At 67.7% G+C, this 26,345-nt stretch carries 22 protein-coding genes and 1 tRNA gene; 4 read left to right on the plus strand and 19 right to left on the minus strand.

The genetic code is table 11. The annotated features are described in order from the left end of the window. Positions 1-12: 12 nt before the first annotated feature. The 4 genes from HRV97_RS05440 to HRV97_RS05455 are packed head-to-tail and all read right to left on the minus strand — an operon-like array spanning position 13 to position 7,032. Positions 13-1,515: a tryptophan halogenase family protein gene (locus tag HRV97_RS05440; RefSeq protein WP_174192853.1), complete on the minus strand. Its 1,503-nt coding sequence runs from the start codon at positions 1,513-1,515 to the stop codon at positions 13-15. Beyond that, complete coding sequence (locus HRV97_RS05445) at positions 1,515-3,602, minus strand: glycoside hydrolase family 97 protein (RefSeq protein ID WP_174192854.1); 2,088 nt, start codon at positions 3,600-3,602, stop codon at positions 1,515-1,517. The genes HRV97_RS05440 and HRV97_RS05445 overlap by 1 nt, the downstream gene beginning before the upstream one ends. A gap of 5 nt (positions 3,603-3,607) precedes the next feature. Continuing rightward, positions 3,608-5,209 (minus strand): alpha-glucosidase, encoded by a 1,602-nt coding sequence (locus HRV97_RS05450; protein ID WP_425505735.1) that lies wholly within the window; start codon positions 5,207-5,209, stop codon positions 3,608-3,610. Continuing rightward, the gene (locus tag HRV97_RS05455) at positions 5,206-7,032 is read right to left on the minus strand and encodes an alpha-amylase family glycosyl hydrolase (RefSeq protein WP_174192855.1); all 1,827 of its coding nucleotides are present in this window, start codon (positions 7,030-7,032) and stop codon (positions 5,206-5,208) included. Before HRV97_RS05455 ends, HRV97_RS05450 begins: the two co-directional genes overlap by 4 nt. Positions 7,033-7,182: 150 nt before the next feature. Between HRV97_RS05455 and HRV97_RS05460 the strand changes: the two genes are divergently transcribed. After that, a complete protein-coding gene (locus tag HRV97_RS05460; protein ID WP_174192856.1) occupies positions 7,183-8,232 on the plus strand; it encodes a LacI family DNA-binding transcriptional regulator in 1,050 nt (349 codons plus the stop codon). Here HRV97_RS05460 and HRV97_RS05465 read toward each other — a convergent pair. From HRV97_RS05465 to HRV97_RS05490, 6 genes are all read right to left on the minus strand, one after another. Next, positions 8,229-9,731 (minus strand): tryptophan halogenase family protein, encoded by a 1,503-nt coding sequence (locus HRV97_RS05465; RefSeq protein WP_174192857.1) that lies wholly within the window; start codon positions 9,729-9,731, stop codon positions 8,229-8,231. The genes HRV97_RS05460 and HRV97_RS05465 overlap by 4 nt on opposite strands. A gap of 92 nt (positions 9,732-9,823) precedes the next feature. Further along, positions 9,824-12,685, minus strand: coding sequence for a TonB-dependent receptor (locus tag HRV97_RS05470; protein WP_174193759.1), 2,862 nt, complete (start codon positions 12,683-12,685; stop codon positions 9,824-9,826). A gap of 273 nt (positions 12,686-12,958) precedes the next feature. Further along, a complete protein-coding gene (locus tag HRV97_RS05475; protein WP_174192858.1) occupies positions 12,959-13,645 on the minus strand; it encodes a DUF6445 family protein in 687 nt (228 codons plus the stop codon). A 177-nt stretch (positions 13,646-13,822) separates the two neighbouring features. Beyond that, entirely contained in the window at positions 13,823-14,428 is a 606-nt protein-coding gene (locus HRV97_RS05480; RefSeq protein WP_174192859.1) for a DUF1190 domain-containing protein, read from the minus strand. 11 nt (positions 14,429-14,439) lie between these two features. After that, a complete protein-coding gene (locus tag HRV97_RS05485; RefSeq protein ID WP_174192860.1) occupies positions 14,440-14,871 on the minus strand; it encodes a DUF350 domain-containing protein in 432 nt (143 codons plus the stop codon). Positions 14,872-14,880: 9 nt separating this feature from the next. Next, positions 14,881-15,519: a DUF2491 family protein gene (locus HRV97_RS05490; RefSeq protein WP_174192861.1), complete on the minus strand. Its 639-nt coding sequence runs from the start codon at positions 15,517-15,519 to the stop codon at positions 14,881-14,883. 72 nt (positions 15,520-15,591) lie between these two features. Between HRV97_RS05490 and HRV97_RS05495 the strand changes: the two genes are divergently transcribed. The 3 genes from HRV97_RS05495 to HRV97_RS05505 are packed head-to-tail and all read left to right on the plus strand — an operon-like array spanning position 15,592 to position 17,984. Continuing rightward, positions 15,592-16,038 (plus strand): YjfI family protein, encoded by a 447-nt coding sequence (locus tag HRV97_RS05495; protein WP_343044446.1) that lies wholly within the window; start codon positions 15,592-15,594, stop codon positions 16,036-16,038. A gap of 20 nt (positions 16,039-16,058) precedes the next feature. Then, the gene (locus HRV97_RS05500; RefSeq protein WP_246248601.1) at positions 16,059-16,811 is read left to right on the plus strand and encodes a PspA/IM30 family protein; all 753 of its coding nucleotides are present in this window, start codon (positions 16,059-16,061) and stop codon (positions 16,809-16,811) included. A 9-nt stretch (positions 16,812-16,820) separates the two neighbouring features. Further along, complete coding sequence (locus HRV97_RS05505; protein WP_174192863.1) at positions 16,821-17,984, plus strand: glutathionylspermidine synthase family protein; 1,164 nt, start codon at positions 16,821-16,823, stop codon at positions 17,982-17,984. A gap of 243 nt (positions 17,985-18,227) precedes the next feature. Here the strand turns inward: HRV97_RS05505 and HRV97_RS05510 are convergent, their stop codons facing one another. The 9 genes from HRV97_RS05510 to HRV97_RS05550 form a co-directional block, all read right to left on the minus strand. Then, positions 18,228-18,449, minus strand: a complete 222-nt coding sequence (locus HRV97_RS05510) for a type VI secretion system-associated FHA domain protein (protein WP_174192865.1) — start codon at positions 18,447-18,449, stop codon at positions 18,228-18,230. 382 nt (positions 18,450-18,831) lie between these two features. Continuing rightward, positions 18,832-18,907, minus strand: a tRNA-Phe gene (locus tag HRV97_RS05515). Positions 18,908-18,937: 30 nt separating this feature from the next. Then, positions 18,938-19,111: a DNA gyrase inhibitor YacG gene (locus HRV97_RS05520; protein ID WP_174192867.1), complete on the minus strand. Its 174-nt coding sequence runs from the start codon at positions 19,109-19,111 to the stop codon at positions 18,938-18,940. Continuing rightward, positions 19,108-20,040 (minus strand): ribonuclease E/G, encoded by a 933-nt coding sequence (locus tag HRV97_RS05525; RefSeq protein ID WP_174192869.1) that lies wholly within the window; start codon positions 20,038-20,040, stop codon positions 19,108-19,110. Before HRV97_RS05525 ends, HRV97_RS05520 begins: the two co-directional genes overlap by 4 nt. Further along, a complete protein-coding gene (locus tag HRV97_RS05530) occupies positions 20,033-20,599 on the minus strand; it encodes a Maf family protein (RefSeq protein WP_174192871.1) in 567 nt (188 codons plus the stop codon). Before HRV97_RS05530 ends, HRV97_RS05525 begins: the two co-directional genes overlap by 8 nt. Positions 20,600-20,631: 32 nt before the next feature. After that, positions 20,632-20,877, minus strand: coding sequence for a translation initiation factor IF-1 (infA, locus tag HRV97_RS05535; protein WP_026325702.1), 246 nt, complete (start codon positions 20,875-20,877; stop codon positions 20,632-20,634). Positions 20,878-21,559: 682 nt separating this feature from the next. Further along, on the minus strand, positions 21,560-23,728 hold the full coding sequence (locus HRV97_RS05540) for a sodium-translocating pyrophosphatase (protein WP_174192873.1): 2,169 nt from the start codon (positions 23,726-23,728) through the stop codon (positions 21,560-21,562). An 88-nt stretch (positions 23,729-23,816) separates the two neighbouring features. Next, positions 23,817-24,704 (minus strand): thiamine-phosphate kinase, encoded by an 888-nt coding sequence (thiL, locus tag HRV97_RS05545; protein WP_174192875.1) that lies wholly within the window; start codon positions 24,702-24,704, stop codon positions 23,817-23,819. Positions 24,705-24,708: 4 nt separating this feature from the next. Beyond that, entirely contained in the window at positions 24,709-26,247 is a 1,539-nt protein-coding gene (locus tag HRV97_RS05550) for a cation:proton antiporter domain-containing protein (RefSeq protein ID WP_174192877.1), read from the minus strand. Positions 26,248-26,345: the final 98 nt, after the last annotated feature.

Raw genomic sequence — 26,345 nt, forward strand, 5'->3', positions numbered from 1 at the left:
CCATTCTCTCCGTTACGTGCGCGCGAGCGCCGCGGCGTGGTCGCCGAAATTGAGCAAACAGCCGCCCAGCAGCCGGTCGATGCCGGCCATGTCGACCGGCGACGGCGCCGGCGTGAGCCGCGCGTCGTCGGGAAAGGTGCCGTAGCCTGCGAACAAGATTTCCCACGATAGCGGCGAGTAATAATCCGCCAGGTCGCGGCGCATCACCTCGGCGGCGACGTCGCGACCGGTGAACCACGCGGTCATGATCGCCTTCAGGTCGTCCGACAGGTGATCGTTGGCGGCGTTGGCACGCCAGAAGTCGGTGTCGCCGCGCTGGTTCAACCGATAATGCGCAACGATGTAATCGCGCACGCCCTCGAAGCGCCGCGCGATCTCGGCGTTGAAGGCGTCGCGATGCTGGGGCCCACCCGCGTCGTCGGCATAGGCCTGGATGAAACGCTGGATCGTCGTCTGCGTCAGGTGGAGCGCGGTCGCCTCCAGCGGCTCGATGAAGCCCTGCGCCAGCCCGATCGCGAGACAGTTGGCGCGCCACGCGTGCTCGACCCGCCCGACCTTCATCGTCAGGTGCCGCGCTACCACGTCGGTGTCGAGCAGTCCCAGGTAGCTGCGCAGTTCGGTCTCTGCCGCGTCCGGCGACAAATGGTCGGACGCATAGACGTAGCCGTTGCCGGTGCGTGAGGTAAGCGGGATCGCCCAAGCCCAGCCGTTCGACAGCGCGGTCGCGATGGTGTGCGCGTCGAGCGGGGCGTCCGCACTCCGCGGCGTCGGAAGCGTCACTGCGCGGTCGCAGAACAGGTTGCTCGCGAACGGCACGAAGCGCACGCCGAGCGCGCCCTGCGCGATTACCGAACGGAATCCGCTCGCATCGACGAAGATGTCGCCCGTCAGCCGCTCGCCCCCGGCCAGCACCAGCGCCGCGACCGCACCGTCGCAGTCCACGTCGACCGTATCGACCCGCCGTGCCACATGCACGACCCCGCGCGTCAGCGCGTGCGCACGCAACACCCCACCAACCTTGTGCGCGTCGAAATGGTAACCGTAACCGACCTCGAACGGAAAGCTCGCGGGCGCGGGCGGCGCGCGATGCGCCTCGGCCAGTCGGGTGTTCAGAAAGAAGCGATCGGGATGCGCATCGACCGCGTGGCCCGTCCGCCGCGCCAGCGCGCTGGCATGGAACGCACCCGCGGTGTGCAGGTCGATCGCGCTCGCGAACGGGTGGAAATAACCGGTGTAACCCCCGCGCGTCGACCAGCCGTCGAAGCGGATGCCGGTCTTGTAGGTGGCGTCCGCCGCGGGCATCCACGCGTCCTCGGCGATGCCGAGCCGCGCGAACAGTGCGCGGAGCTGCGGGGTCGATCCCTCGCCGACCCCGACGATGCCGATCTCGGGCGCCTCGACCACGGTCACGCGCGCCCGCGGCCACGCTTGTGCAAACAGGCACGCCGCCATCCAACCCGCGGTGCCGCCGCCGAGCACGACGACGGCGGGGGACAGAGGCGGCGCGGCGTCCATCAGCGACGAATACGCCCGCCCGGCGCCACGAAGCGGATCGCCTGCCCGCCGCCGGGCGCCAGCTTGATCGTCAGCGTGTCGCCGCCGCGCACCTTGATCGTCTCGATCTTGATCGAGTGGCGCGCCTCGGTCTTGTAGTCGGCATCGTCACCGTCGCGGTACACCTGCGCGGTATAGGTCTTGCCGCGGTCGAGGAAGTCGGTCCCAACCGTCAGCGTGCGCGCATTCTCATCGGTGATGCTGCCCAGATACCAGTCGTTCGAGGCGCGATCCTTGCGCGCGACCGTCACGTAATCGCCGACCTCGCCGTTCAGCACGCGCGTGTCGGACCAGTCGACCGGCACGTCGCGGATGAACTGGAACGCGTCCATGTGCTTGGCGTAATTTTCCGGCGTGTCCGCCGCCATCGTGACCGGCGAGTAGATCACGACATAGAGCGCGAGCTGCTTCGCCTCGGTCGATTGCAGCGGGCTGCCGTTCGATCCGGTCAGGCTCAGCACGCCGGGCGTGAAGTCCATCGGACCGCTCAGCCACTGGGTGAAGAACATGTTGGCCTCGTGCTCGGGCGGGTTCTTGCCAGGCCAGGCGTTATATTCCATGCCCCGGCCACCCTCGCGGCTGAGCCAGTTGGGGTAGGTGCGGCGCAGCCCGGTGTCCTTGACGGGTTCGTGGCTGTCGATCCCAACGCGGTATTTGGCGGCGGTGGTCACGACGCGGCTGTAATGGTTCACCATCCACTGCCCTTCGTGCCACTCGCGGTGCTTCGAGCCGTCGGCATCGACGCGCTCGATCTCGCCCGCGTCGGTGACGTAGCCGGTCTTGATCGCAGGAATGCCGTGGTCCTGCGCATATTTGAACGCGCGGTCGAGCTGCGCGTCATAATGGCTGACCGAGCCGCCGGTCTCGTTGTGACCGATGATGTAGACGCCTTTCGACTTGGCATAACGCGCCAATTCGGCGGCGTCGAAGTCGGGGGTCGGCTGATCGAACTGCATCCCCGTGCCGTCGCCGAACCAGTCGCCGTTCCAGCCGACGTTCCACCCCTCGACCAGCACGCCGGGAATCTTGTTGGCCGCGGCGAAGTCGATGTAGCTTTTCACGTTCGCGGTGGTCGCGCCGTGCTTGGGCCCCGTCGCCCAGGTCCAGTCGCCCTTGATCATGTTCCACCACACGCCGACGAACTTGCCCGGCTTGATCCATGACACGTCGCCCAGCTTGTTGGGCTCGTTCAGGTTCAATTCGATGTGGCTCATGTAGAGGCCGGGCGCGTCGTCGGCGATGATGATCGTGCGCCACGGCGTCGCGAACGGCGCGTCGCGGCTGACCTTGGGCGCGCCCGATCCCGGCGTCAGCACCGCGCGCAGCGTGGTTGAGCCGGCGACCTTGGCGAGGTTCATCGCCGAATAATCGACCAGCGCTGCCTCGTGGATCGCGACGTGCGTGCCATCGGTCAGCTTGGCGGTGAAGACGGTCTGCGCAGTCCCAACCGCGCTAATCGGGGTCTTGTTGTAGAGATATTCCTCGCGGTTCCACTCGAACGCTGGCTTCCACCATGCGGTGCCGTCTTCGGCGAGCGCGAACTGCGTCAGCTCCTCGGCGATATTGGCGTGGTGGAGATTGGGCTGGTCGGGGAAGGAGTAACGGAAGCCCACGCCGTCGTCGAAGATGCGGAAGGTGACCACCATCTCACGGTTGAGGTTCTTCGTCTCGCGCAGGCGGACGACCAGCTCGTTGTGATGGTCGCGGATCGTCTTCCACTCGCCGAACGGCTGCGTCCACGAGGTGTCGCTCTTGCTCTGCGAAGTCGAGGCGAGCGCCAGGTTGCGGTCGATCTTGCGCGCGTCGGTGAACAGGAAGCCGAGCGCACTGGGCGCGATCACCGGCTTGCCGCGGCGCGCCACCGCATAGGTTGCGCGTCCGTCGCCATCAATCGCGACCGACACGGTGATCGAGCCGTCGGGCGAGCTGCCGCGCGCGACGACATTGTCGCCGGGCGAGGGCACGCCCGCGCGCGTGTCCTGCGCGAGCGCGACCGCGGGGGTCAGCGCGGAGGTGGCGGCGGCGAGCGCCAGCAACATGGTCTTCATCGAATTCAGTCCTTTCGCGCGATCAGCGCGCCATAGGGGGCAAGATCGGCACCGTTCACGCCGATCGAGAGCAAGGAGGTGAGATCGGCGGCGCCGGCCCAAACCTGCGGCTCGGCCGACAGGTTGAAGGCGCAGACGATCCGATCGTTGCGGTGATTGCGCGCGAACACGAGCAGCGCGTCGTCGGCGTGGAGCACCTCGAAATCGCCGAGTCTGAGTGCTGCCTCGTCGCGGCGCAGCGCCAGCACGCGCCGTGTCCAGTGCAGCAGCGAGCCCGTATCCGCCTCCTGCACGTCGACCGCGAGTGCACCATGATCCCCGCCCAGCGGCAGCCACGGTTGAGCGTTGGAGAAACCGAGCTGCGGCGCGGTTTGGCTCCACGGCATCGGCGTGCGCGCGCCGTCGCGGCTCAGCGTCAGCGGCCAGTTCGCGATCGCCTCCGGGTCCTGCAGCAGCTCGAACGGCACGTCGACCTGCGTCAGCCCCAGTTCCTCACCGTAATAGAGGATCGGATTGCCGCGTAAGGCTCCTAGCAGCAGCATCTTCATCCGCGCGAAGGCGTGCCGGTATTCGGGCGCACACCAGCGCGAGATCGCGCGCGGCGCGTCGTGGTTCTCGAACGCCCAGCTCGGCCAGCCGACACCGGCCTCGTCGGGCCATTTCGTCACGGCGTCGACCACGGCCGCCGGGGTCAACGCGGGCGCGTAGAGGAAGTCGAAGCCGTAGGAGCTGTTTAAACGCCGGTCGTCGGCGGTGAACAGCTTGCGCTCGCGGTCGCTGTCGGGGCCGCCGACCTCGGCCACGGTGAAGCGGTCGTCATATTCGTCGAACACCGCGCGGATGCGCTCGATGAAGGCCGGGATGTCGGCGTGGCTCTGATTGTAGCGATGCTCCTGGAAATCGAACGGACGCGTGCGCGCTCCCTTGTCGGTGGCGGGCGGATTGTCCGGGAAGGCGGGATCGTACATCAGGAAGTTGAGCGCATCGAGGCGATAGCCATCAGCGCCGCGATCCAGCCAGAAGCGCGCCACGTCGAGTAGGGCGGCCTGCACATCAGGGTTGTGGCCGTTGATCTGCGGCTGTTCCTTCAGGAAATTGTGCAGGTAATATTGCCCGCGCCGCGCGTCCCACGTCCATGCCGGGCCGCCGAACACCGACTGCCAGTTGGTCGGCGGGCTGCCGTCGGGTTTGGCATCGCGCCACACGTACCAGTCGGCGTGCGCGCTCGTCCGGCTGCTGCGGCTGTCCTTGAACCACGGGTGCTGGTCGGAGGTATGCGCCCAGACCTGATCGAGCAGCACCTTCAGCCCTAGCGCGTGCGCGCGCGCCACCAGCGCGTCGAAGTCTGCGAGTGTGCCGAACACGGGATCGACGTCGCAGTAATCCGACACGTCATAGCCGAAATCGGCCATCGGCGAGGTGAAGAAGGGCGAGATCCACACCGCGTCGACGCCGAGCGCGGCGACGTAATCGAGGTGCGCGGTGATCCCGGCCAGGTCGCCGATGCCGTCGCCGTTCGCATCGGCGAAGCTGCGCGGATAGATCTGGTAGATTACCGCGCCCTTCCACCAGGGGTCGCTCGTCTTGTTCGTCATCGTATCGGTCACCGCGTTCCCTCAAGCGCGCACACCGCGTAGCCGAACGCGGGCAAGGTGACACGCAGCGATCCGGGTGCGGCGACGCGCGCGGTGCACCCGTTACCCGCCAGCACGCGCGCGGTGGCGGCACCGGGCTCGACCTCGATCAGCCGATCGAGCGGCGCTCCGCTGGTGTTGAAGGCGAGCAGCACCTCGGCGTTCGTCGTCGGATCGAAGCGCGAGATCGCGAGCAGTCCTGGCTGTTCCTCGCGCGCGCGCAGCACCTGCCGCCCGCGCGTCAGCGCCGGCGTCGCGACGCGCAGTCGCGCGAGTGCGGCGATCTGCTTGAACAGCGGATTGTCCTGGCCGAAGTGCGCGGTCGCGGTGGTCGTCGTCGTGCCGAGCAGGCGATTGTCGTTGTAGCTCGCCACGCGGCTGGCGAACATGTCCTCGCGCGAGTCCTGGTCGTTGCCGTCGCCGATGAACCCCTGCTCGTCACCCGAATAGACCGTCGGGACGCCGCGAAGCGAGAGCAGCATGGCGTTGCCGAGCATCACGCGGCGTATCACCTCGTCGTCGCTCGCCTGCGGGAACGCCTGGCGGACGTAATAAGCGAAACGGCCGTTGTCGTGGTTGCTGACGAAGGTGGGCAATTGCTGCGCAGCATCCGCGCCGCCCTCGTACAGCGGATCGCCCTTGAACAGCACTTCAAACGCGTCGGTGCCGCGCTTTCCAGCCACCGTCTCGATCGCCGCCTGACGGAAGGCGAAGTCGAGCACCGCGGGCAGCTTGTCGACGCGGGTGTGCTCGGCGAGTGCGCCAGCGTCGACCGAGCCGTGCGACACTTCACCGAAAATGTGAAAATTTGGAATGCCCTTGGCCTTGGCGCGGGCGAGCATCGCGGGGACAAAGGCCTGCCAGAACTCGGGATTGACGTGGCGCGCGGTGTCGATGCGGTAGCCGTCGACGCCGAACCGGTCGATCCAGCCGCCGAAGATGTCGATCATGCCCGAGACCACGCGCGGGTTCTCGGTCATCAGATCATCGAGCCCGACGAAGTCGCCCAGCGTCGAACTCTCGTTCTCGAACGTCGTGTTGCCGCGGTTGTGGTACAAGCGGATGTCGTTCAGCCAATCGGGCGACTTGGCGTGCTCGTCGCCCTTCGCGAGGTAGGGTGTGTAGGCGTAGGTCGGGTCGGTCAGATGCGCGAAATTGCCCGCGGTCTGCACGGCGTCGCCCGCGAAGCCGGCGTTGATCGCCGCGCCGTTCACCCCGCCGCGGCGCTGATAGGGGTAATCGGCGCGGCTGCGATAGGCACACCCGCCGCATTCGCGATACTGGATCACGTCGGCGGTGTGGTTGACGATGATGTCCATGTACACCTTGATCCCGCGCGCGTGCGCGGCATCGACCAGTGCCTTAAACTCGGCGTCCGTCCCCAGATGCGGGTCGACGTGGTTGAAGTCGGTGATCCAGTAACCGTGATAGCCGGCGCTCTCCTGTCCCGGTGCGCCCTGAACAGGCTTGTTCTTGAAGATGGGGCCAACCCAGATCGCGGTCGCGCCGAGCGACTGGATGTACGGCAGGCGGCGCATCAACCCCTTCAGGTCGCCGCCGTGATAGAAGCCTTTAGACGTGGGATCATAGCCGGTGCGCAGACGGTCGCCGGTCAACCCGCCGCGATCGTTCTTCGGATCGGCATTGTCGAACCGGTCGGGCAGCGCGAAGTAGATCACCTCGTCCTGCGGCAGCCGCGCGCGTAGTGCCTGGAGCGTCGCTTGTGCCAGTGCGACTTGCGCCAGCGCGGGCGTACCGACCGCAAGCGTCGTCGCCGCGAGCACCGCCCGTATCATCCTGCCCCGCATCGTCTTGTCCCCTCCCGGCTTGGGCGGCGGTTTGCGGTGCGCGCGGGCGAATGCCAAGCGCGCAGCATACGTATTCACACAGGCACCCGTCGCGCCTACACTGCCGGCAACAAATTGAGAGGATTGATCTCCGCCGTCATGGCGCGCCCCGCTTCCCCTTCCGGCTCCCGCTCTCCCGCCAGCGAACGCCCGACCTCGTTCGACATCGCCGAACTGGCGGGCGTGTCGCAGCCGACCGTGTCGCGCGCCTTGCGCGGGGACAAGACCGTCAGCGAGCGGACGCGGATGCGGATCGAGGCGATCGCGCAGCAATTGAACTACAAGGTCGACCGCGCTGCCTCGTCGCTACGCCGCGGCGGGGTGAAGACGCTGGCGCTCCTGTTCTTCGAGGACCCGCTGCCCGACGGGTCGAACATCAATCCGTTCTTTCTCGCAATGCTGGGCTCGATCCTGAAGACATGCAGCCAGCGCGGCTACGACCTCTTGACCTCGTTTCAGCGCTGGTCGGCGGACTGGCACGTCGATTACGAGGACACGCGCCGCGCCGACGGGCTGATCCTGCTCGGCTACGGCGATTGGGAGGATTACCGCGCGCGCGTCGAGCAACTGGTCGCGCAGGGCACGCGCTTCGTGCGTTGGGGTGCGCCGAGCGGGGTCGGCACCACGATTGGGTGCGACAATGTCGCCGGCGGGCGCGCCGCGGGCGAGCATCTGATCGCGCGCGGGTGCCGCCGGGTCGCCTATATCGGCGAGGCGAGCCACCATTACCCCGAGTTCCGCGACCGCTATGCCGGTCTCGCCGACGCGTTGCGCACGGCCGGCCTTCCGGTCGATCCGGGCCTGCACGTCGACGCACTGTCGGTCGAGCAGAAGGGTTACGAGGCGGTGCAACGGCTGATCGCGCGCGACATCGCGTTCGACGCGGTGTTCTGCGCCTCCGATTTAATCGCGCTCGGCGCCTTGCGTGCGCTCAGTGAAGCCGGGCGGTCGGTGCCCGGCGACGTGGCGCTGATAGGATTCGATGACATCCCCGCCGCCACCCACACGCACCCGCCGCTGACGACGGTGGCGCAGGATTACGGCCGCGGCGGTGCAGAACTGGTCGACACGCTGATCCGGCAGATCGCGGGTGAGGTCACGCACGATCTGCTGCTGCCCTCGCGGCTGGTGGTGCGCGCCTCCGCCTAGACCGACGCGCGTGCTGCGCAATGCTGCGCAACAAAGTCTGAGTGCGAGGGCATCTGTGCCGCCTCGCGCGCGATCAGCTGCCGCAGCAGGTCGAGATATTCGTCATTGTCGGCGTGCGTTTCGGCGTCGGCGATCGGGTGGTAGCCGCGCGGGATCACGCCTTGTCCGATCAGCACCTGAATCCACGCGACCTCGGTGAACAACTCCTCGTGCTCGCGGGTGACGTGCGCCTGCTCGCGCCACACGTCCAGCTTGTGGCGAAGCGTGTCAGGCAGGTCGGCGGCGCGGCGTTCCTGCCAGAACGGCTCGTCGCGCGCGTTGGCCCAGTAATGCAGGATCAGGAAGTCGCGGATGCGCTCATATTCGAAATCGGCCTGGGCGTTATATTCGTCGCGCTGCGCCTGTGCGGAGCCGCGGCCCGGCAGCATCTTGAGCAACCGCGCAATCGCGGTCTGGACGAGGTGGAGGCTGGTCGATTCGAGCGGCTCCATGAACCCCGATGCGAGCCCGATCGCGACGACGTTGCCGCGCCACATCTCTCGTCGCTTGCCGGTGGTGAAGCGGATGGCACGCGGATCGGCCTCCGCCGCGCCATCTAGGTTGCCGAGCAGGTGCGCCGCTGCCGCGTCGTCGGACAGATGCGCGGAGGAATAGACGATGCCGTTGCCGGTGCGGTGCTGCAGCGGGATGCGCCATTGCCACCCGGCCCCGTGCGCGGTCGCGCGCGTGTACGGCGTGAAGGCGGCCGCACGCGCGGACGGCACGGCCAGCGCGCGGTCGCACGGCAGCCAGCGCGTCCAATCGTCGTAGCCGACCTCCATCGCCTCACCGATCAGCAGTGCGGCGAAGCCGGTGCAATCGATGAATAGGTCGCCCGCGACCTGCGCGCCCCCTTCGAGCTTCAGCGCCGACACGTTACCGGTATCGCCGTTGCGCTCGACCGAGACGATCCGTCCCTCGACACGCTCGACCCCACGCGTCTCAGCGAAGCGGCGCAGCAGGCGTGCGTAGAGTGCTGCGTCAAAGTGGAAGGCGTAGGGCATCCCCGGCAGCATCTGCGCGGTGCGCGCCGGGCCACGCTGCATCTTCAAGCCGCGCGCCGCAACCTCGTTGAGCGAGAAGCTGCCGAGCGGCGCGACGGATCCCTCTGCGCGCGCGCGTAGCCAGCGGTGATGAAAGCCGAGCAGCCCGGATTCGCGCCCGACATCGCCGAACGCGTGCATGTAACGCTCGCCCGGGCGCGTCCAGCCGGCGAACTCGATCCCCAGCTTGAACGTGCCGCCGGTCGCACGCAGGAACGCGTCCTCGTTCAATCCAAGTGCCTGATTGAACAACTGGATTTGTGGGATCGTCGCCTCCCCGACGCCGATCGTGCCGATTGCCTCCGATTCGATCAGGCGGATGCGATAGGCGTGACCGGGCAGAAAATGCGCGAATGCGGCGGCGACCATCCAGCCCGCGCTGCCGCCGCCGGCGATGATGATGTTGGTTTGAGACATGGCGCTCCGTATCGCGCGCGCGCGTGCGCTTCAAAGAAAAGGCCGCCGGCGTCGGGGGTGACGCGGGCGGCCAGTGATCCGATCGGGGAGGATCAGAACTTGTAGGTCAGGCCGATGTAGTAATCGCGGCCGTAGCGCTGATAATCGATCACCTGCTGGCGATCGCCGGTGTTGTAGGTGATGAACGGCCGGTCGGTCAGGTTCTTGCCCTGCGCCATGATCGAGAAACCGCGCAGCGGGCCATCCTGGAACTCGTAGCCGATCTGCGCATCGAGGATCGCCTCGGCGCGCGCGGTGCGGAACGTCGGGTTGGCCGACAGACCTGCGACCTCGGCGAGGAAGGACGAGCGGTAGCGATAGTTGGCGCGCGCCTGGAAGCCCCATTTTTCAAAGAACACCGTACCGCTGCCGGTCCACTTCGACAGGCCGGGCAGGGTGATGGAATCGGGATTGTTGGCGTAGCGGATCGTCGACTGGGTGTAGTTGCCGGTCACGAAGGCGCCGAACCCGTCGAGCGCGCTGGTCACCATGCGGAACGGCAGCGACAGGGTCGCCTCCGCGCCGAGGATGTCGCCGCGACCCGAATTGTCCGGCCGGCTGATGGTGCCGATCTGCTGACCGTTGGCGATCGCCTGCGCCTGCTGCGCCGGGGTGAGGGCCGAGAGCAGGGGCGAGAAGTCGAACGGGATCGTGGTCGCCGGGTTCACGAAATCGTCGAGCTTCTTGAAGTAACCCGACAGCGCGACGTAGCCGCCGCCGCTGCCGAAATACTTTTCCAGCGACACGTCGACGTTGGTCGACTGATACGGACGCAGCGAGGTGTTGCCGCCGTTCGAGCTGAACACCGGGTTCACCGCGATCGGCTGCACGCCGATATTGCCCGGGCTGATGCTCACGTCCTGCGTCACGCGCTCCTGGTCGAGCCGCGGGCGCACCATCGTGCGCGACGCGCCCAGCTTCACGTAACCGCCGTCGATCAGTTCGACCGAGAAGGTTGCGGACGGCAGCACGCGCCAGAACTTCGCACCCTCGTTCGCGGGGGCGATCGTCACCACGCCGCCGGTCAGGCCTGCAATCTGCCCGTCCGAGCTCTGGTCGGTGTAGATCGCCTGAACGCCCAGCGCGCCCTTCAGCGCCTTGCCGCTCACCTCGCCGTCGACGGTCAGCTTGGCGTAACCGGTATAGACGTTCTCGGTCACCGTGTTGTCGCGCACCAGCGAGCCCGGACGCCCGTCGAACGCTGCGTTCAGCGAGTTATTGTACAGGTACAACGGATCGAGCGTCAGCATCGCGGGGATGCCGAGATAGGTCAGCGGAATGTTGCTGTTCAGCTGCGCTTCGGCGGGCACGTTGGCGCTGGTCGGCGTGCCGCTCGCGAAGGTGCAGTTGGTGCCGCCACCGCGCGGGCACAGGAAGAACGAGGTGTACTCGCTGGTCTTCTTGCGGCGGCTGTAATTGGCACCGACTTCCCAGCCCTTCACCACGCTGCCCTCGAACTCGCCGTTCAGGCTGGCGCGCAGCGACTTCAGATCGTCCTTGAACTTCGGCTGATTGAGGAAGCCCGACTGAACCACCTGCTGCGTGCCGTTGTTGCCCCAGCCTTGCGGATCGGTCAGCTTGAAGATGCTGGTGTTGGTGTAATCGAGCGTCGGCGCGAAGGAGAAGGTGCCATCGCCGTTCTGCGTCACGCGCACGGTGTCGGACAGCCCGCTCTTGGCGAAGCCGGTGCCGGTGTTGGTTTCGAGCAGGAAATCGGTGCGCGTCGCACGGCTCCAGCTCGCGTCGACGTTGAAGTGCGTCGTCTCGCCCAGCGTGAAATCGTTGTTCCAGCCGAGCGACAGGTTCTCCGCGTCGCGGCGGTTGTAATCGTTACGCTGCACCGCGAACACGTTGGAGAAGGTGCCTGCGGTGAGGAAGCCGTTCTCGACCGTCGTGTTGCTCAGCACGGTGCCGGTCGGGTTGTCCGCATTGCGCGCCTGCCCGTCGAGCGGAAACTCGATCCCGCGCAGGACCTGCGTTTCCTTGAACTTCGAGTAGAGCGCGTCGAAGGTCGAGTGGAAATTGTCGCTCGGCTGCCATTCCAACGTCGCGACCGCACCGTAGCGCTTCAATTCGTTCGACTGGACGTAAGGTTTGGCGCCGCTCAGCCGGTACGGATCGGCCGCGGTGCCGCTGCCGTTATAGCCCCAGGCGTTGTAGCGCTCGTTCTGCGACGGCGTCTGTGTCGCCGATACACCGACCGCGATGCCGAACGTGTCGTCGGCGAACTTGTCGACGTAGGTGGCCGAGGCGCGATAACCGTAGCGCGAACTGTCGGGGTTGAGGTTGTCGATCCCGTTCATCTGCCCGCGCGCGTTGATTGCGAACACGCGCTGCGACTGGTCGAGCGGGCGCAGCATCCGCAGGTCGACGGTGCCCGAGATGCCGGCGGCGATCAGCGACGCATCGGCCGACTTGTAGACGTTGACGTTACGGAAGAACTCCGACGGGTACTGGTCGTACTCGACACCGCGGTTGTCGCCGACGGTCACCTGCTCGCGGCCGTTCAGCAGCGTGGTCGAGAAATCGGGGCCGAGGCCGCGGATCGACAGGCGCTGGTCGCGACCCTCGAGGCGCTGCGCGGTGACGCCGGGAATGCGGGCGAGCGAGTCGGCGATCGACACGTCGGGCAGCTTGCCCACGTCCTCGGCCGAGACCGAGTCGACGATCAGCGTCGAGCGGCGCTTGATGTCGGCCGATTTGGCGAGACCGGCGCGGATGCCGGTGACGACGATGTCGGTGCCTTCACCCACACCGGTGTCGGTGGTCGTCGGATCGGGGTTGGCGTTCGCGTCGGGCGTCGGATCGGCGGGCGGCCTTGCCTGCGTCGCGGTGACCGCACCCGTCGGGTTGGCGGTCGGTGCGTTGGGGTTGGGCGTTTCCTGCGCGGCAGCAGCGCTACTGGCGAGCAGCATGACGCCGGCAATGGCGATCGTGCTGCTACGCAGGCTGAAGTGCGCGCGAGCGGACAATGATGGCGTGAATGACGTGAACAAGGAAGCCTCCCCCGAAAGCCGCACCTGCCGCGCGCGACGCGCTAGGTGTCTATGTGGCGTGATGGAGGCGACCTACGGCCGATGCGGGCCGTGTCACAAGAAAGCTACATACGTATTCACCGATGCATGAACGCGCTCTGTGCCGCTGCTGTGGCAGCGATGTCACATCCGCGCCGACGCGCGGGAGCGCCTTCAGCCGCGCGCGTCGAGGAAGGTGTTGACGGTCAATCGGCCGTCATACGGGTCAGGGCTGAACGACATGTCGGAAGGCATGTCGGCACAATGGAGCGTGTTGGAACGGTAGAGAATGGCGCGGTTGAAGCGCGCTTGGTGACGCGCGACGCGCTCGAACACCGGTGAGTCCGTGCCGATATAGCCGGCATCGGGCAGGCCGTGGCGTGCGAGATCGTCGGCGAGCGCCGCGCGGTAATCGGCCAGCCGTGCGGCATCGACCGACTCGTAACCGGTCGAGCGCTGGCGAAAGAAGGCAGTGCCGCTCCGCTCGTCAGGCGACAGATAGTGGAGCAAGGCGAGCCGGGTCGGCGAGACCTCGTCGAAATGCGGCAGGCGCTGGATCGGCGCGAGGTCGGACGGCGGTGTCGTGACGACGGAGTAGAAGCTGTCGACAATCGACAGGTCGCCGAAACCGAACACCTCGCGCACGATCGGCGTCAGCGCGGCGATGAACGGGTGCAGCATCGTCTCGGGCACGAGTGCGCGGACGCCGGGGTAATGTGCGCCGATCCGCGAGAAGGAGAGAAACGTCGCATCCTCGCGAAGCGCGTGCGGGTCGGGCGCGAAATCGTCGATGACGACGACCGGCTGCGCTTCGTCGCCGTGCGCGTGGACGCGGAACTGCCAGGTATCGCCGATCGCCATGTCGCGCTCGCGATGCCACAAGATGCGGGTGGAGGTAAGCCGGGGCGGATGCAGCCGTGGGCGACGACGCGGCGCGATGGCGCTGACCTGAGTGGCGGCGCTGACCGCTACGCCGGAAGTGCGGTGCGCCTGTCCCCGGTCACGTGCGCGACGATCGGCATTACCGGACCGGTGTGCTCAGCCGCCCCAGCCGCCACGCGCGCTGACGCGGCCGCCGAAGCCGCCGCGCGAGACGACCGAGCTTCGCGTCTGGATACGGGAGGTCGTCACCGGCTGCGTGATCGCGCGCGATCCGACCTGATAACGATACGCCCGCCCGCCATAGCCGCCATTGTAGAGCCATGCCCCCGAACCGGTGTAAAAGCGGTCGTTGCGCGCGTCGCGGTACAGCCCGCCATAGCGATAGCCGCCGTTGGCGAGTTGCCCGATCAGGAAACCGGTGAGCAGCGGCGTGAAGAAGCTCTGCCCGCCGTCGCGGCTCGGTCGGCACGCGCCGGCGCCGAACTGATCTTCGCACACGTCCTTGTCGGCGAAGCGCGGCGCCGTGCGATTGTCGTCGTTGGTGGCAGCGCGTTGCGCGTCGATACATTGTTGCTGGCTGTAGTCGCCGGCTGCGACGCACTCGGCAACCGAGTTGAAGGCCGCCACCTCGGTCGGGGGGCCGAATTGCTTGCGCGACAGTTCCTCGGGGCTCGGATCGCAGCCCGACAGCATGGCCGCGGAGCCGATCGCGGTGAGCCCGGCAGCGGCGGAGCGCATGCGGCGGCGAGGGGGAGCGTGCATGACGATGCCTCTCAATAGGTCATGCTGGCGGCGTTGAGCAAGCCGACGCCGATCGAGGTGGCGCCGAGGTACACGCCGGTGGCGACGTTGCCGCGCTCGATCCGCGCCGCCAAGTCGCGCACCACGAAGCGGCGGACGACCAGCGAGGCAAGGATCTGCACCACACCCGCGAGCACCGCCCAGACGGTGAACTCGAGCGGGTCGGCGGTCTGCGTCAACGCGGAGGCGAGCGGCAGCGCGAAGCCGATGATCGCGCCGCCCAGCGCCACCGCCGCCGCGACGTTGCCGTCCGCGATCAGCTGCGCCTCATCATAGGGCGTCGACATCTGGTACAATCGCTTGAACACCGCGAGGAACAGGCAGGCGAGCCCGAAGGCAACGATGAAATGCCCCGCACCATATAGGAATACGCCGAGCAGGTAATTGGGGCTGAGATAATCCATGCCGACTCCTCAGGCGGAAAATTCGGTCGGCGCGAGCGGCAGCCCGACCATGATCTCATGCGTGTAGTCGCCGCCTTCCGGCTCCATCGCGAGCGCGAGCAGCAGCTCCGAGCCTTGTGAGGGCAGATTGCGCGCGTACAGCATGCAGGTCTGGCGAATATGGCGGACGGGGGCCGCGTTGCGCTCGTAATAGACCGCTTCCCACAGTTGCACCGGCGGCTGCTCACGCTCGTCGCCTTCGTACCAGAAGCGGTTGAACAGCGGCAGGCCGTCCTGCTGCCACGTCGGTTTCGACAAGCGGCGCAGAAACGCCTCGCGATCGGTGCGGCCGGCGGGATAGTCGCTCGCCCACGGCTGGAACAAGGTGAAGTCGTCGGCGTCCGATCCGTCGGCGGCCTGGCTGACCGCCTGGAGCATCAGTTCGTCGTCGGTGTAGAATCGGTGCACGAAGCTGCCGTCGTCGAGGCGAATGACGCCTTGAGCCGTGATCTCCAGCGTGTCGCGATCGAGCCGAAAGCCGTTGTTGGTCAGCATCCGCCACGCCAGCGGATCAACCGTGACCGTGCGGCCGATGGTGATGTTGCGCACCTCCGCCAGCCGCGACACCGGCGCGCGATCACTCGAGCCGAACAGCGCCTTCCAGATCATGTCAGTAATCGACCCTTGCTTATCCGGTGTCGCGCGTCACCATGTTGCAAGTGCTGCGGGCTCGTGCATGGTGTGTCAAGCGACAAGGACGAGGACGAGGCATTGGCGGAAGGTTGGACCACCGGGCGGCTGGCGGAGGCGCTCGGCCACTACGACGGTGAATTCGCGGTCGAAGCGCTCGGCGGCGAGGAACCGGTGCTGCGCGTTTCGATGCGCGAGCAGGGCGACCTGTCGGTATTCCTGAGCGTGGCGGGCGATCAGATCGTCGCGTCCACCCTGCTGTGGCCGGTTGACGAGCAGCCGGACGCCGACGCGTTCAATCGCTTCATCCTCAAGGCGCAGAAGCTGGTGCCCTTGTCCAATTTCGCCATCACCGAAGTGGACGGGCGCGATTATTACGAGTTGATCGGCGAACTCGCCGCGGCGTCGCCGATCGAGATGATCGTGCTGGAGTTGCGCGTGCTGGCCGACAACGCCATCTCGGCGGCCGGTGACTTGCGTAGCGCGTTCGCCGCCTAGACAGAACGGGACCTATGTCGATGTGGAAGCAGTTGGTGACCCTCCTTCGCGGCAGCGCGCACGAGGCCGGGCAGTCGGTGGTCGACAAGCGCGCGCTGGTGATCCTGGATCAACAGATCCGCGACGCGCACGCGGCGCAGGGGAAGGCGCGCGACGACCTCGCCACGCTGACCGCCAAGCGGCGCTTGATCGAGAAGGACACGGAGGCGCTGACCGCGCAGCGCAGCAAATATGAGGCGTCGGCGCGCGCGGCGATGCAGCGCGGCGACATGGATCTGGCGCGTGAGGTGGCCGAGCGGCTGGCGACGATCGAGAGCGAGCAGGCGACCAAAGCGCCGCAGATCGCCGACATGCGCAGTGCCGAGGATCGCATTCGCGGCATCATCAAGCAGTCGGATTCGAAGATTCAAGCGCTGGCCCGCGAGGTCGAGGTCGTGCGCGCCAACGAGAGCGTGCAAAAGGCGCAGGCGAGCGTCGCGGCGAGCTACGGCGGCACGATCTCCTCGATGGGATCGGCGGCGGACAGTTTGAAGCGAATCAAGGAACAGCAGGCGATCCGCGACGAGAAGTTCCGCGCCTCCGCCGAGCTGGAGGACATGCGCACCGGCGCCGACCTCGATGCCAAGCTGCGCAACGCCGGACTGCTGGAAGGGTCGAGCAGCGCCGACGACATTCTCGCCAGGCTCGCCGGGCCGGTTGACGGCGGCGAGGCGACGCGCCTGCCGCGCGAGGGCGAGACGCGGACGCCGCCACCCGCCCTGCCGCGCGACTGACGACCGGACGTGGAACGCGTTGCCGCCACCGAGCGGGCCGACTGGCTGCAGACGGCCAATCGGATGGGCTTCACCTTCCATCACCTCGGCGGCGATCGCTACTGGGACGAGCGCGCTTTTTACCGTTTCTCGCTCGACGAGGTAGAGGAGCGGATCGAGGGGCCGAGCGGCGAGCTGCACGCGATGTGCCTCGATCTGGTCGGCGAGGCGGTGGCGAGCGACGCGCTGATGACGCGGCTCGCGATCCCGGAGGAACGGCGCGACACGATCGCCAACAGTTGGGCGGCGCGCGCGCCCTCGCTCTACGGCCGGTTCGATTTCAGCTATGATGGGCACGGTCCGGCCAAGCTGCTTGAATATAACGCCGACACGCCGACCAGCATCTTCGAGACCGCACTGTTTCAGTGGCAATGGCTGGAGGACATGATCGCGAGTGGTGCGCTCCCTGCGGACAGCGATCAGTATAATCGGCTCCACGATGCGTTGGTCGAGCGGATGCGTGCGATCCTGACGCCGGGCAGCCTGCTGCATTTCGCCAGCGACGCCGAGCATCAGGAGGACCGCCAGACCGTCCGCTACCTGGAGGATGTCGCGCGGCAGGCCGGGCTCGATCCGCAGTTCGTCGCGATCGACGCGATCGGGCTCGACGGGGACGGACGTTTCGTCGACGCGGACGGCACGATTATCGGTGCGATCTTCAAGCTGTACCCGTGGGAGGACATGCTGCGCGAGCCTTACGCCGCCAACCTGTCGGGTGCGCGCGCGTTATTCCTGGAGCCGGCGTGGAAAGCGGTGCTGTCGAACAAGGCGATGCTGCCGCTGTTGTGGGAGCGGCACCGGGGACACCCCAATCTGCTGCCCGCCGCGTTCGCCGACGACGCTACGGGGGTGGCCGAGATCGGGCCACGGTTCGCGCGCAAGCCGTTCTTCTCGCGCGAGGGATGGGACATCGAGCTGGTCGACGGCAACGCGGTGGAGCGCGGGCCGGAGGGCGGATACGGTGCAGAGGGCGCGATCGTCCAGGCGCTGGCGCCATTGCCAGATTTTGACGGGGCGCGGCCCGTAGTGGGATCGTGGATCGTCGGCGACGAGCCGGTGGCGATGTCGATCCGCGAGGACGACGCGGCGATCACCCGCGATCTCGCGCGCTTCGTGCCGCACGTCATCGGGTAAGGGGAGCGTTCTCGGCTTCGCGCCGAAGCGTTACCGGTTTGAATGTGCACCGGAACGGAGAGCGCTTTTTTGACCAGATCGGGCGTGATCAGTCATTGGTCGCGCAAGGTGTTGAGCATGCTGAACACTGCGTCGGCGCGAACGGTTTCCATCTCACGCCGTCATCCCGGACTTGATCCGGGATCCCGCTTCTTGCCGCACCAGCCCCGATAAGGTTTCGCCGCTCGGCTCAGGCGCCGCCGTTCAGCGCGACGTCGCCTGTTCGTCGTAGGCGCGGCGAAACTCCTTGGCGAACATGTCGAGGAACGCCTCGTCCGAACCGAGCGCCACGCCGCCGAACTCGCGCTCGTACGCTTGCCACAGCGCCGCGTCGCGCGCGCCCGGCACGATGCGTTCCAGCAGGCCGCCCGCATCGGCACGCGCGCGGATCGCGCTCGGCGAGAAGCGCTCCAGCGTCGCGCGCAACGCACCTTGGCGCGTGCGCGTGCTTCGACCATCACCACCAGCCCGGTCACCAGCCGGCGGAAAAGGACATCCGCCTTCCCGCCATGTTTTGTCGTGGCTTATTTCACGTCATCCGCAAACGGGCGTTTTGCGCGCTCCTTCAGACAGCACGCCTCTCCGGTCATCGCCGTGCAGGCGCCAACAGAATGTCCCAACTCCGGATTGCCTCGGCGTCGCTCGGAGAGGTGCGACCGCAGCAGCTCTGGGCAGCTACAGCGGTATCGGAGGCGACCAGTTCTCGGCTCTTCGCGTACCTAATGGCGCGACGTTCTTATGAAACTCGTTATCAGCCTGACGCGAGAACTTGCGGCCTCTCGGACATCGCAGCCGCTTAGGCAGCGTGTGGTGCCCAGGGACGGGATCGAACCGCCGACACTGCGATTTTCAGTCGCATGCTCTACCAACTGAGCTACCTGGGCACATCCGCCGAGCGGCGGTGAGCGGCGTCCTTAGTCGCGGTTGGGGGAGCTGTCCAGCGCTTCTTCGTCAACCGAGGGGCCGGGGATGCGATATCCTTCGCCGAGCCATTGCAGCAGGTCGCGGTCCTTGCATCCGCGACTGCAGAAAGGGGCATGTTCGGGGATCGCGGGAGCGGTGCAGATCGGGCAGCGGGCGATAGTCATGCGTTCAATATAGGTGTGCGGCCGGTGCGGCGCACGAGTTCGGCCAGCCAATCAGGCTGCGCGGCGAGGCAGGCGTCGACGGCTGGGGATAGGCGGTGGCGGTTGGGCGCGGTTGGCGGCGCGCGCTCGAGCAGGCGCAGCGCAGCGCGCGTGGCGGTCGCGGCCGGGTCGTCGCGCAGCAACTCGGGCAGCGAGGCCCGGGGGCGTGGGCGGACGATCTGGAGAAAGCCGAAGCCGTTCACCGCGGTACGCTCGAACGGGAGCGCCAGATGCGCGTCGATCGCGGCGGCGACGGCCTGCCGCGGCGCTTTGCCGGTGATCGTCGGGAAGTCGATGCCGATCGAGCCGCCGATGTCGTGGCGGCGGATCGCCTGCGCGACGGCCACCGCGGCACGCTCGGCGAGCTGGTCGAGCGCGCCGTCGCCGTCAACGTCGAACAGCGTCATGGCGGGTGTCGGCGACATGCGCAGCGCACCGCCGGGGAAGGCGATATCTCCGGTGAGCGCTTCGTCGAGCGTTTCCGACCAGCCGGCTTGTTCAAGCGCGTCGGCTTCGTGTGCGCGTAGGTGGCGAACGGGGTGGCCGGCCGCGGTGATGCGGGCGAGCAGGTCGGGGCCGGCGGCGGGCGCGGCGTCGGTCGGGCGGGCACGGGCGCGTTTGGCGCGGCCGGGTTCGGGAATTGCTTCGCGCACCACCTCTACCGTCAAGGCAGCGCCAAGCGTCAGGCCGGGGGGACGGCGGTCGAGCATCACCTGTTCGCCGCTGTCTAGCGTGGCGAGCTGGAACTCGGTCAGGCGGGCGCGGGCGATCGTGCCGACGCGCAGGCGGCCGGGCAGTTCGATGCGCGCGGCGAGGATGCCGTCGTCGTGGACCAGCGCGGCGCGGGCCTCGCCGATGCCGTCCTCGTAGAGCCAGTAGGCTTCAGGCAAGGATGCCGGCGGTGACGAGCAATGCGCGCGTCTCGAACAAGGGCAGGCCGATCACGCCCGAATGGCTGCCCGAGAGAAAGCGGACCCAGCCCTCGGCACGGCCCTGGATCGCGTAGCCGCCGGCCTTGCCGAGGCCCTCGCCGCAGGCGACGTAGGCGTCAATCTCGCGGGCGGTGAGCGGCTTGAACGCGACGATCGTGTCGGCGATGCGGGTACGCTCGACCCCTTGGGCGTCGATCACGCAGATGGCGGAGAGCGCGTGATGGCGGCGGCCGGAGAGTGCGGAGAGCAGCTCGCGCTGGACCTGCTCGGTGGTAGCGGGCGGCAGGATGCGGCGGCCGAGCGCGATCGTGGTGTCGCCGGCGAGCACGACCTCATCCTCGGCGCGGGTGACGGCGCGTGCCTTTTCCATCGCGAGGCGCAGCGCGTAGTCACGTGGCAGCTCGCCCTTCGTCGGCGTCTCGTCGATGTCGGGCGCGGCGACGCGATCGGGTGCGGCGCCGAGACGCGCGAGCAGGTCACGCCGGCGCGGCGAGGATGAGGCGAGGACGAGCGGCATGGATCAGGCGGGCGGGCGGGCCGCCCGAGCGCTTATTGCGGGCCGGGGCCGCCGCGGCCGGGCATGAAGCGGTAGGTGATCCGCCCCTTGGTGAGGTCGTAGGGGGTCAATTCGACCAGCACCTCGTCGCCGACCAGCACGCGGATGCGGTTCTTGCGCATCTTGCCCGCGGTGTGGCCGAGGATCTCGTGATCGTTCTCGAGCCGGACGCGGAACATCGCGTTGGGCAGCAGCTCGACCACTTGGCCGCGCATTTCGAGGAGTTCTTCTTTCGCCAAACGGTGTCTCTTTCGGGATTGGACGTGCGCGCCCTTAGCCGAGGTGCGGCAAAAAGGAAAGCTGCGCGCGGAAGGTCAGTCAAAGGAGAGGCCAACGCGATGGTGGCGTTGTGCCTATCTCGAGAGATGGGATGGAGCGTCCCGGCCGGCAAGGTGGCGAAAGGTCACGCGAAGGTCACGCCAAGACGTGATGCGGCACGCCCGCAGGACCTGATGGGGCAGGCGGTGGCGGAAGGTCACGCTGGAGCGACTTTCGGTCGGTTTTACTCACTGTGGTCCCGGACTTGATCCGGGATCACGCTGCCTTCTCCCGTCGAATCTAAGAAGCGGGATTCCGGATCAAGTTCGGGGTGACGAAGGAATCAAGCAGATCGGGCGCGCGAGCGCGGAAGGTCACACTAAGGTCGCACCAAGGCGTGGCGCGGCAGGACCGCGGAACCGGGTGATCGTATGCGGGGCGTGGCACGGTCGCGCGGCGGCGAGCGGGTGGTGCGCGGGGTTGAGAAAGAGCGGGCGGGTCGGTCGTGGCGTGACGGTAGCGCCTGAGCGAGTTGTAGGACAGCGATGCGGAGGGTGCTGTCGTCTCTTGTCGTTGGCCGATCTGGCAACCGAGGAAGCAAGCACGAAGTCCGCGCCGCGGATGCGGTGCGGGGGGCAGGCGGTTGCCCCCGCAGCGCGATAGTCAGCCGCCGCCAGCCAGCGCGGCGAGTAGCAGTAGCGCGACGATGTTGGTGATCTTAATCATCGGATTGACCGCGGGGCCGGCAGTGTCCTTGTAGGGATCGCCGACGGTATCGCCGGTGACCGCGGCCTTGTGCGCCTCCGATCCCTTGCCGCCGTGGTTGCCGTCCTCGATGTATTTCTTGGCATTGTCCCACGCGCCGCCGCCCGAGGTCATCGACAATGCGACGAACAGGCCGGAGACGATGACGCCCAAGAGCATCGCGCCGACCGCGGCGAAGGCGCTCGCCTGTCCGTCGACGCTGCGGATGATGAAGTAGAGCGCGATCGGCGACAGGACGGGGAGCAGCGAGGGAACGATCATCTCGCGGATCGCGGCGCGGGTGACGAGGTCGACGGTGCGGCCGTAGTTCGGGCGGCTGGTGCCCTGCATGATGCCCGGATTGTCCCGGAACTGTTCGCGCACCTCCTCGACCACCGCACCCGCCGCGCGGCCGACCGCGGTCATGCCGAACGCGCCGAACAGGTATGGCAGGAGCGCGCCGAGCAGCAGGCCGACGATGACGTACGGGTTGGACAGGCTGAAATCGACGGTCAGGTCGGGAAAATAGGTCGAAAGATCGGTCGTGTAGGCGCCGAACAGCACGAGCGCGGCGAGGCCCGCGGAACCGATCGCATAACCTTTCGTGACCGCCTTGGTCGTGTTGCCGACCGCGTCGAGCGCGTCGGTGCGCGCGCGTACCTCGTCGTCGAGCCCCGCCATCTCGGCGATGCCGCCGGCATTGTCGGTGACAGGACCATAGGCATCGAGCGCCACGACCATGCCGGCGAGCGCGAGCATCGCGGTCGCACCGAAGGCGATGCCGATGATGCCGGCGAGCTTGTAGGCGGCGATGACGGCGACGACGATGACGATCGTCGGCAGCGCGGTCGCCTCCAGGCTGATCGCGAGGCCCTGGATCACGTTGGTGCCGTGGCCGGTCTCGCTGGCCTTGGCGATCGACTTGACCGGACGGTAGTTGGTGCCGGTGTAATATTCGGTGATCCAGACGATCAGCCCAGTGACCGCGAGGCCGATCAGCATGCACCAGAACAAATCGATGCCGGTGAACGAGGCGAGCGCACCGCCCGCCTGTACCGCGCCCTCCGCGCCGGTGGTCAAATCGTCGCCCGCGGGATCGAGAAAGCCCGCGCCGCCGATCACCGCGTTCATGTCGCCGAGCGTCCAGCGCGTCACCGCGTAGATCGCGGGGATCGACAGCAGCGCGGAAGTCCAGAAGCCCTTGTAGAGCGCGCCCATGATCGAGCCGTTCCGCCCCAGCCGCACCATGTAGGTGCCGATGATGCTGGTCACGATGCAGACGCCGCCGACGATCAGCGGCAGGCTCATCAGCCGCAGCAGCTCGGCCGCGTCGGCGCGGATCAGCAGCGCGATCGAGATCATCGTGACGCCGAGCGTCACCACGTAGGTCTCGAACAGGTCGGCGGCCATGCCCGCGCAATCGCCGACATTGTCGCCGACGTTATCGGCGATCACTGCGGGGTTGCGCGGATCGTCCTCCGGGATGCCGGCCTCCACCTTGCCGACGAGGTCCGCGCCGACGTCGGCCGCCTTGGTGAAGATGCCACCGCCCAGCCGCGCGAAGATCGAGATCAGCGACGCGCCGAACGCGAGCGCGGTCAAGGCTTCGACGATCGCGCGGTCGTTGGGCGCGCGTCCACCGGGGCCGACGAGGTACCAGAAGAAGCCCGCGATCGCGAGCAGGCCGAGCCCCGCGACGAGCATCCCCGTGACGGCGCCCGAGCGGAACGCCGTGGTCAGCCCGCCCTGCAAGCTGCCGCGTGCGGCCTCCGCGGTGCGGACGTTGGCGCGGACCGAGATGTTCATGCCGACATAACCCGCGACCCCCGACAGGATCGCGCCGATCAGGAAGCCGACCGTCGACAATGTGCCGAGCGTCGCGAACAGGATGACCGCGACGATCACGCCGACGATCGCGATGGTGGTATATTGCCGGCCGAGATACGCCTTGGCGCCTTCCTGGATCGCGGCGGCGATGTCCTGCATGCGCGCGTTGCCGGCGGGTTGTCGCAGCACCCGGCCGCTGGTGAGGATGCCATAGGCCACGGCCGCGAGGCCGCAGAGGATGGCGACATAGACGCTCGTCATGCCCGTTCTTCCCTCCTATTTTCGTGAGCGGCGCGTTTGTTCGCTCGCGCTCGCCCGACGCGAAATGGGCGCGCATCGGCGGGGGAAGTCAAGCGCCGTGCTGGTAACCCAGACTAGTGGGTAGCGGGACGGACGCGCCGCCCTGCGTAAGCGACAGGCCGCTGCCGGGCGCGAAGCGGCCGACGCGGGTGGCGGCGACCGGCGGCGTCCAGCCAGCGGGAGCCGCGAACAGCAATTCGTAATCGTCGCCCGCGGTCGCGGCGGCGAGCGCGGTCAGCCCGGTCGCGCGGGCGGGCGTGGAGAGCGGCACCGCGTCGAGCGCGAGCGTGAGCGACAGGCCGCTCGCCGCCGCCATCCGCGCAGCATCGATCAGCAAGCCGTCGGACACGTCCATCATCGCGTGGACGTGGGAGGCGAGCGCGCGCCCCTCGGCGAGACGGGGGGTGGGGCGGCGATAGCGCCCGAGCAGATAGGCGTCGCCGTGACCCGCCCGCGCGACCGCGAGACCCGCGCCGCCGTCGCCGATCGTGCCGGTGACCCACAATGCGTCGCCGGCCTGCGCGCCCGAGCGCGGCGGCGCGGCGGCATCGCGGCCGAATGCGGTGACGGTGAGGATTCGTGGTGCGCCAAGCGGCAGTGTCACGGTGTCGCCGCCGAGCAGCGGCGCATCGTAGGCGTGCGTCACCGCCGCCAGTCCGCGCAGAAAGGCGTCGTCCCAGGCGGCGTTCGACAAGGGATAGTTGAGCGTGATCGCCTCGACCAGCGCACCCTTGGCGGCGAGGTCGGACAGGTTGGTGGCGACGAGCTTCCACGCGACATCAGCGGGAGGATCGTCGGGCAGGAAGTGCACGCCCTGGACCATCGTGTCGCTGGTGACCACCAGCCCGGCAAGCGTTCCGGTGTCGTCGCGCAAGCCGTATGCGCCAGGATGGAGCGGAAGTGCGCGCAGGCGGGTGAGGAAGGCGGCTTCGTCCACGTCCTCAATTCTCCTCGATCTGGCGATCCTCGTCGCTCCACACGCTCAATTCGCGCCAGTCGAGCGCTTCCTGGAGCAGCAGGTAGCTGTCGCTGCCGATCGCCTGTTCGCCGTGCAGTTGCTCCAGTCGCTCGCGCTGCGCGACGACAACGGCGAGCGCGAGTGCGTGGCGGCGGTCGAGCGTCTGGCGGTCCTTGCCCGATACGCCGGCGCAAATGTCCTGATACTCGCGGCGCAGCGCGTCGGCGGCGTCGCCGGTCTCGCGCTCCAGCCGGGTGAGCGCGGCGTCGGCGAGCTGGACCCGCGCGTGGCCGATCTCGTCCTGTGCCTCCTGCTCGCGACCGATGCGCAAGGCACGGATCAGCGGGGTCAGCGTCGCGCCCTGGATCACCAGCGTCGCCAGCACCACTGCGAAGGCGGCGAGCACCACCGTGTCGCGCTGCGGAAAGCCGGCGGGCAGCGCGAAGGCGGTGGCGAGCGTCACCAGCCCGCGCATCCCGGCCCAGCCCACCAGGAACGTTTCCGCCACGCTGACCGGCGCGCTGTGCCGCCCGGTGCTGGCGCGCGCGATCGCGATGCCGCGGTACACGAAGGCGATCACCAGCCGCATTCCGATCACCGCCAGCACCACCCAGAGCGCGAACCAGCCGGCATTGACCAGTTCCGGCCCGGTCATCGCCGACAGGATGTGGCGCGCCTGCTCGCCCATCAGCAGGAACGCAAAGACGTTCAACAGGAACACTACGGTGGTCCACACCGCGTAGGAATGGACGCGCATCCGTGGCGAGGCGTGCAGGTCGACCTTCGCCGCGATCGTCATCGCGCTGGCGACCACCGCCAGCACCGCCGACAGGTGCAGATGCTCGGCGATGACCCAGGTGATGAAGGCGTGGAGGAATTGCAGCAGCGTGCCCCCAACCGTGTTCTCTACCGCTGGCTGAAACCGTCGGGCGAGGAGGCCGTAGGCGATGCCGAACAGAATGCCGCCGGGTGCCGCCAGCCCGAACTGGATGCCGGTGGCGAGGTCAAACGTGCCGCGCATCTGGATGGTGAGCGCGGCGTTGAACAGCAGCAGCGCGGTGGCGTCGTTGAACAGGCTCTCGCCCTTCAGCACCGCGTCGATGCGGCGCGCGACCGGCAGGTTGGCGAGTACCGCGGTGGCGGCGGCGGCATCGGGCGGCGCGACGATCGCACCCAGCGTCACCGCGGCGGCGATCGGCAGCCCGATCGCGTACCAGCCGAGCCACGCGACCAGCGCCGCGGTCGCGAGCACCGCCACCACCGCGTAGACGATCAACGGCAGCATCAGCCGCTTGGCCGCGCCGATCGGGAAATCGAATGCCGCGTCGACCAGCACGGGGGCGATGAACAGCGCGAGCGCGGTCCCGGGGTCGATCGACAGCACCGGCGCGCCGGGGATCGACGCCACCGCCACGCCCACCGCCGCCATCACGGTCGGGTAGGGCAGCGAGAAGCGACGCGCGACCTGCAGCATCACCACCGCGGTGAGCATCAGCGCCAGAAGGCTCTCGAAATAGGTCACTGGCGGCTAGGGTAGCGGATGGGGGCGCGTTGTCACTGGCCTGGATCAAGTGAGGCGGGCCGAGGGCGGTGCTCGGCGGACTAAGTCGTGTTTGCGTG

Origin of the sequence: Sphingomonas hominis (assembly GCF_013328205.1) — a bacterium.
GTDB lineage: Bacteria > Pseudomonadota > Alphaproteobacteria > Sphingomonadales > Sphingomonadaceae > Sphingomonas > Sphingomonas hominis.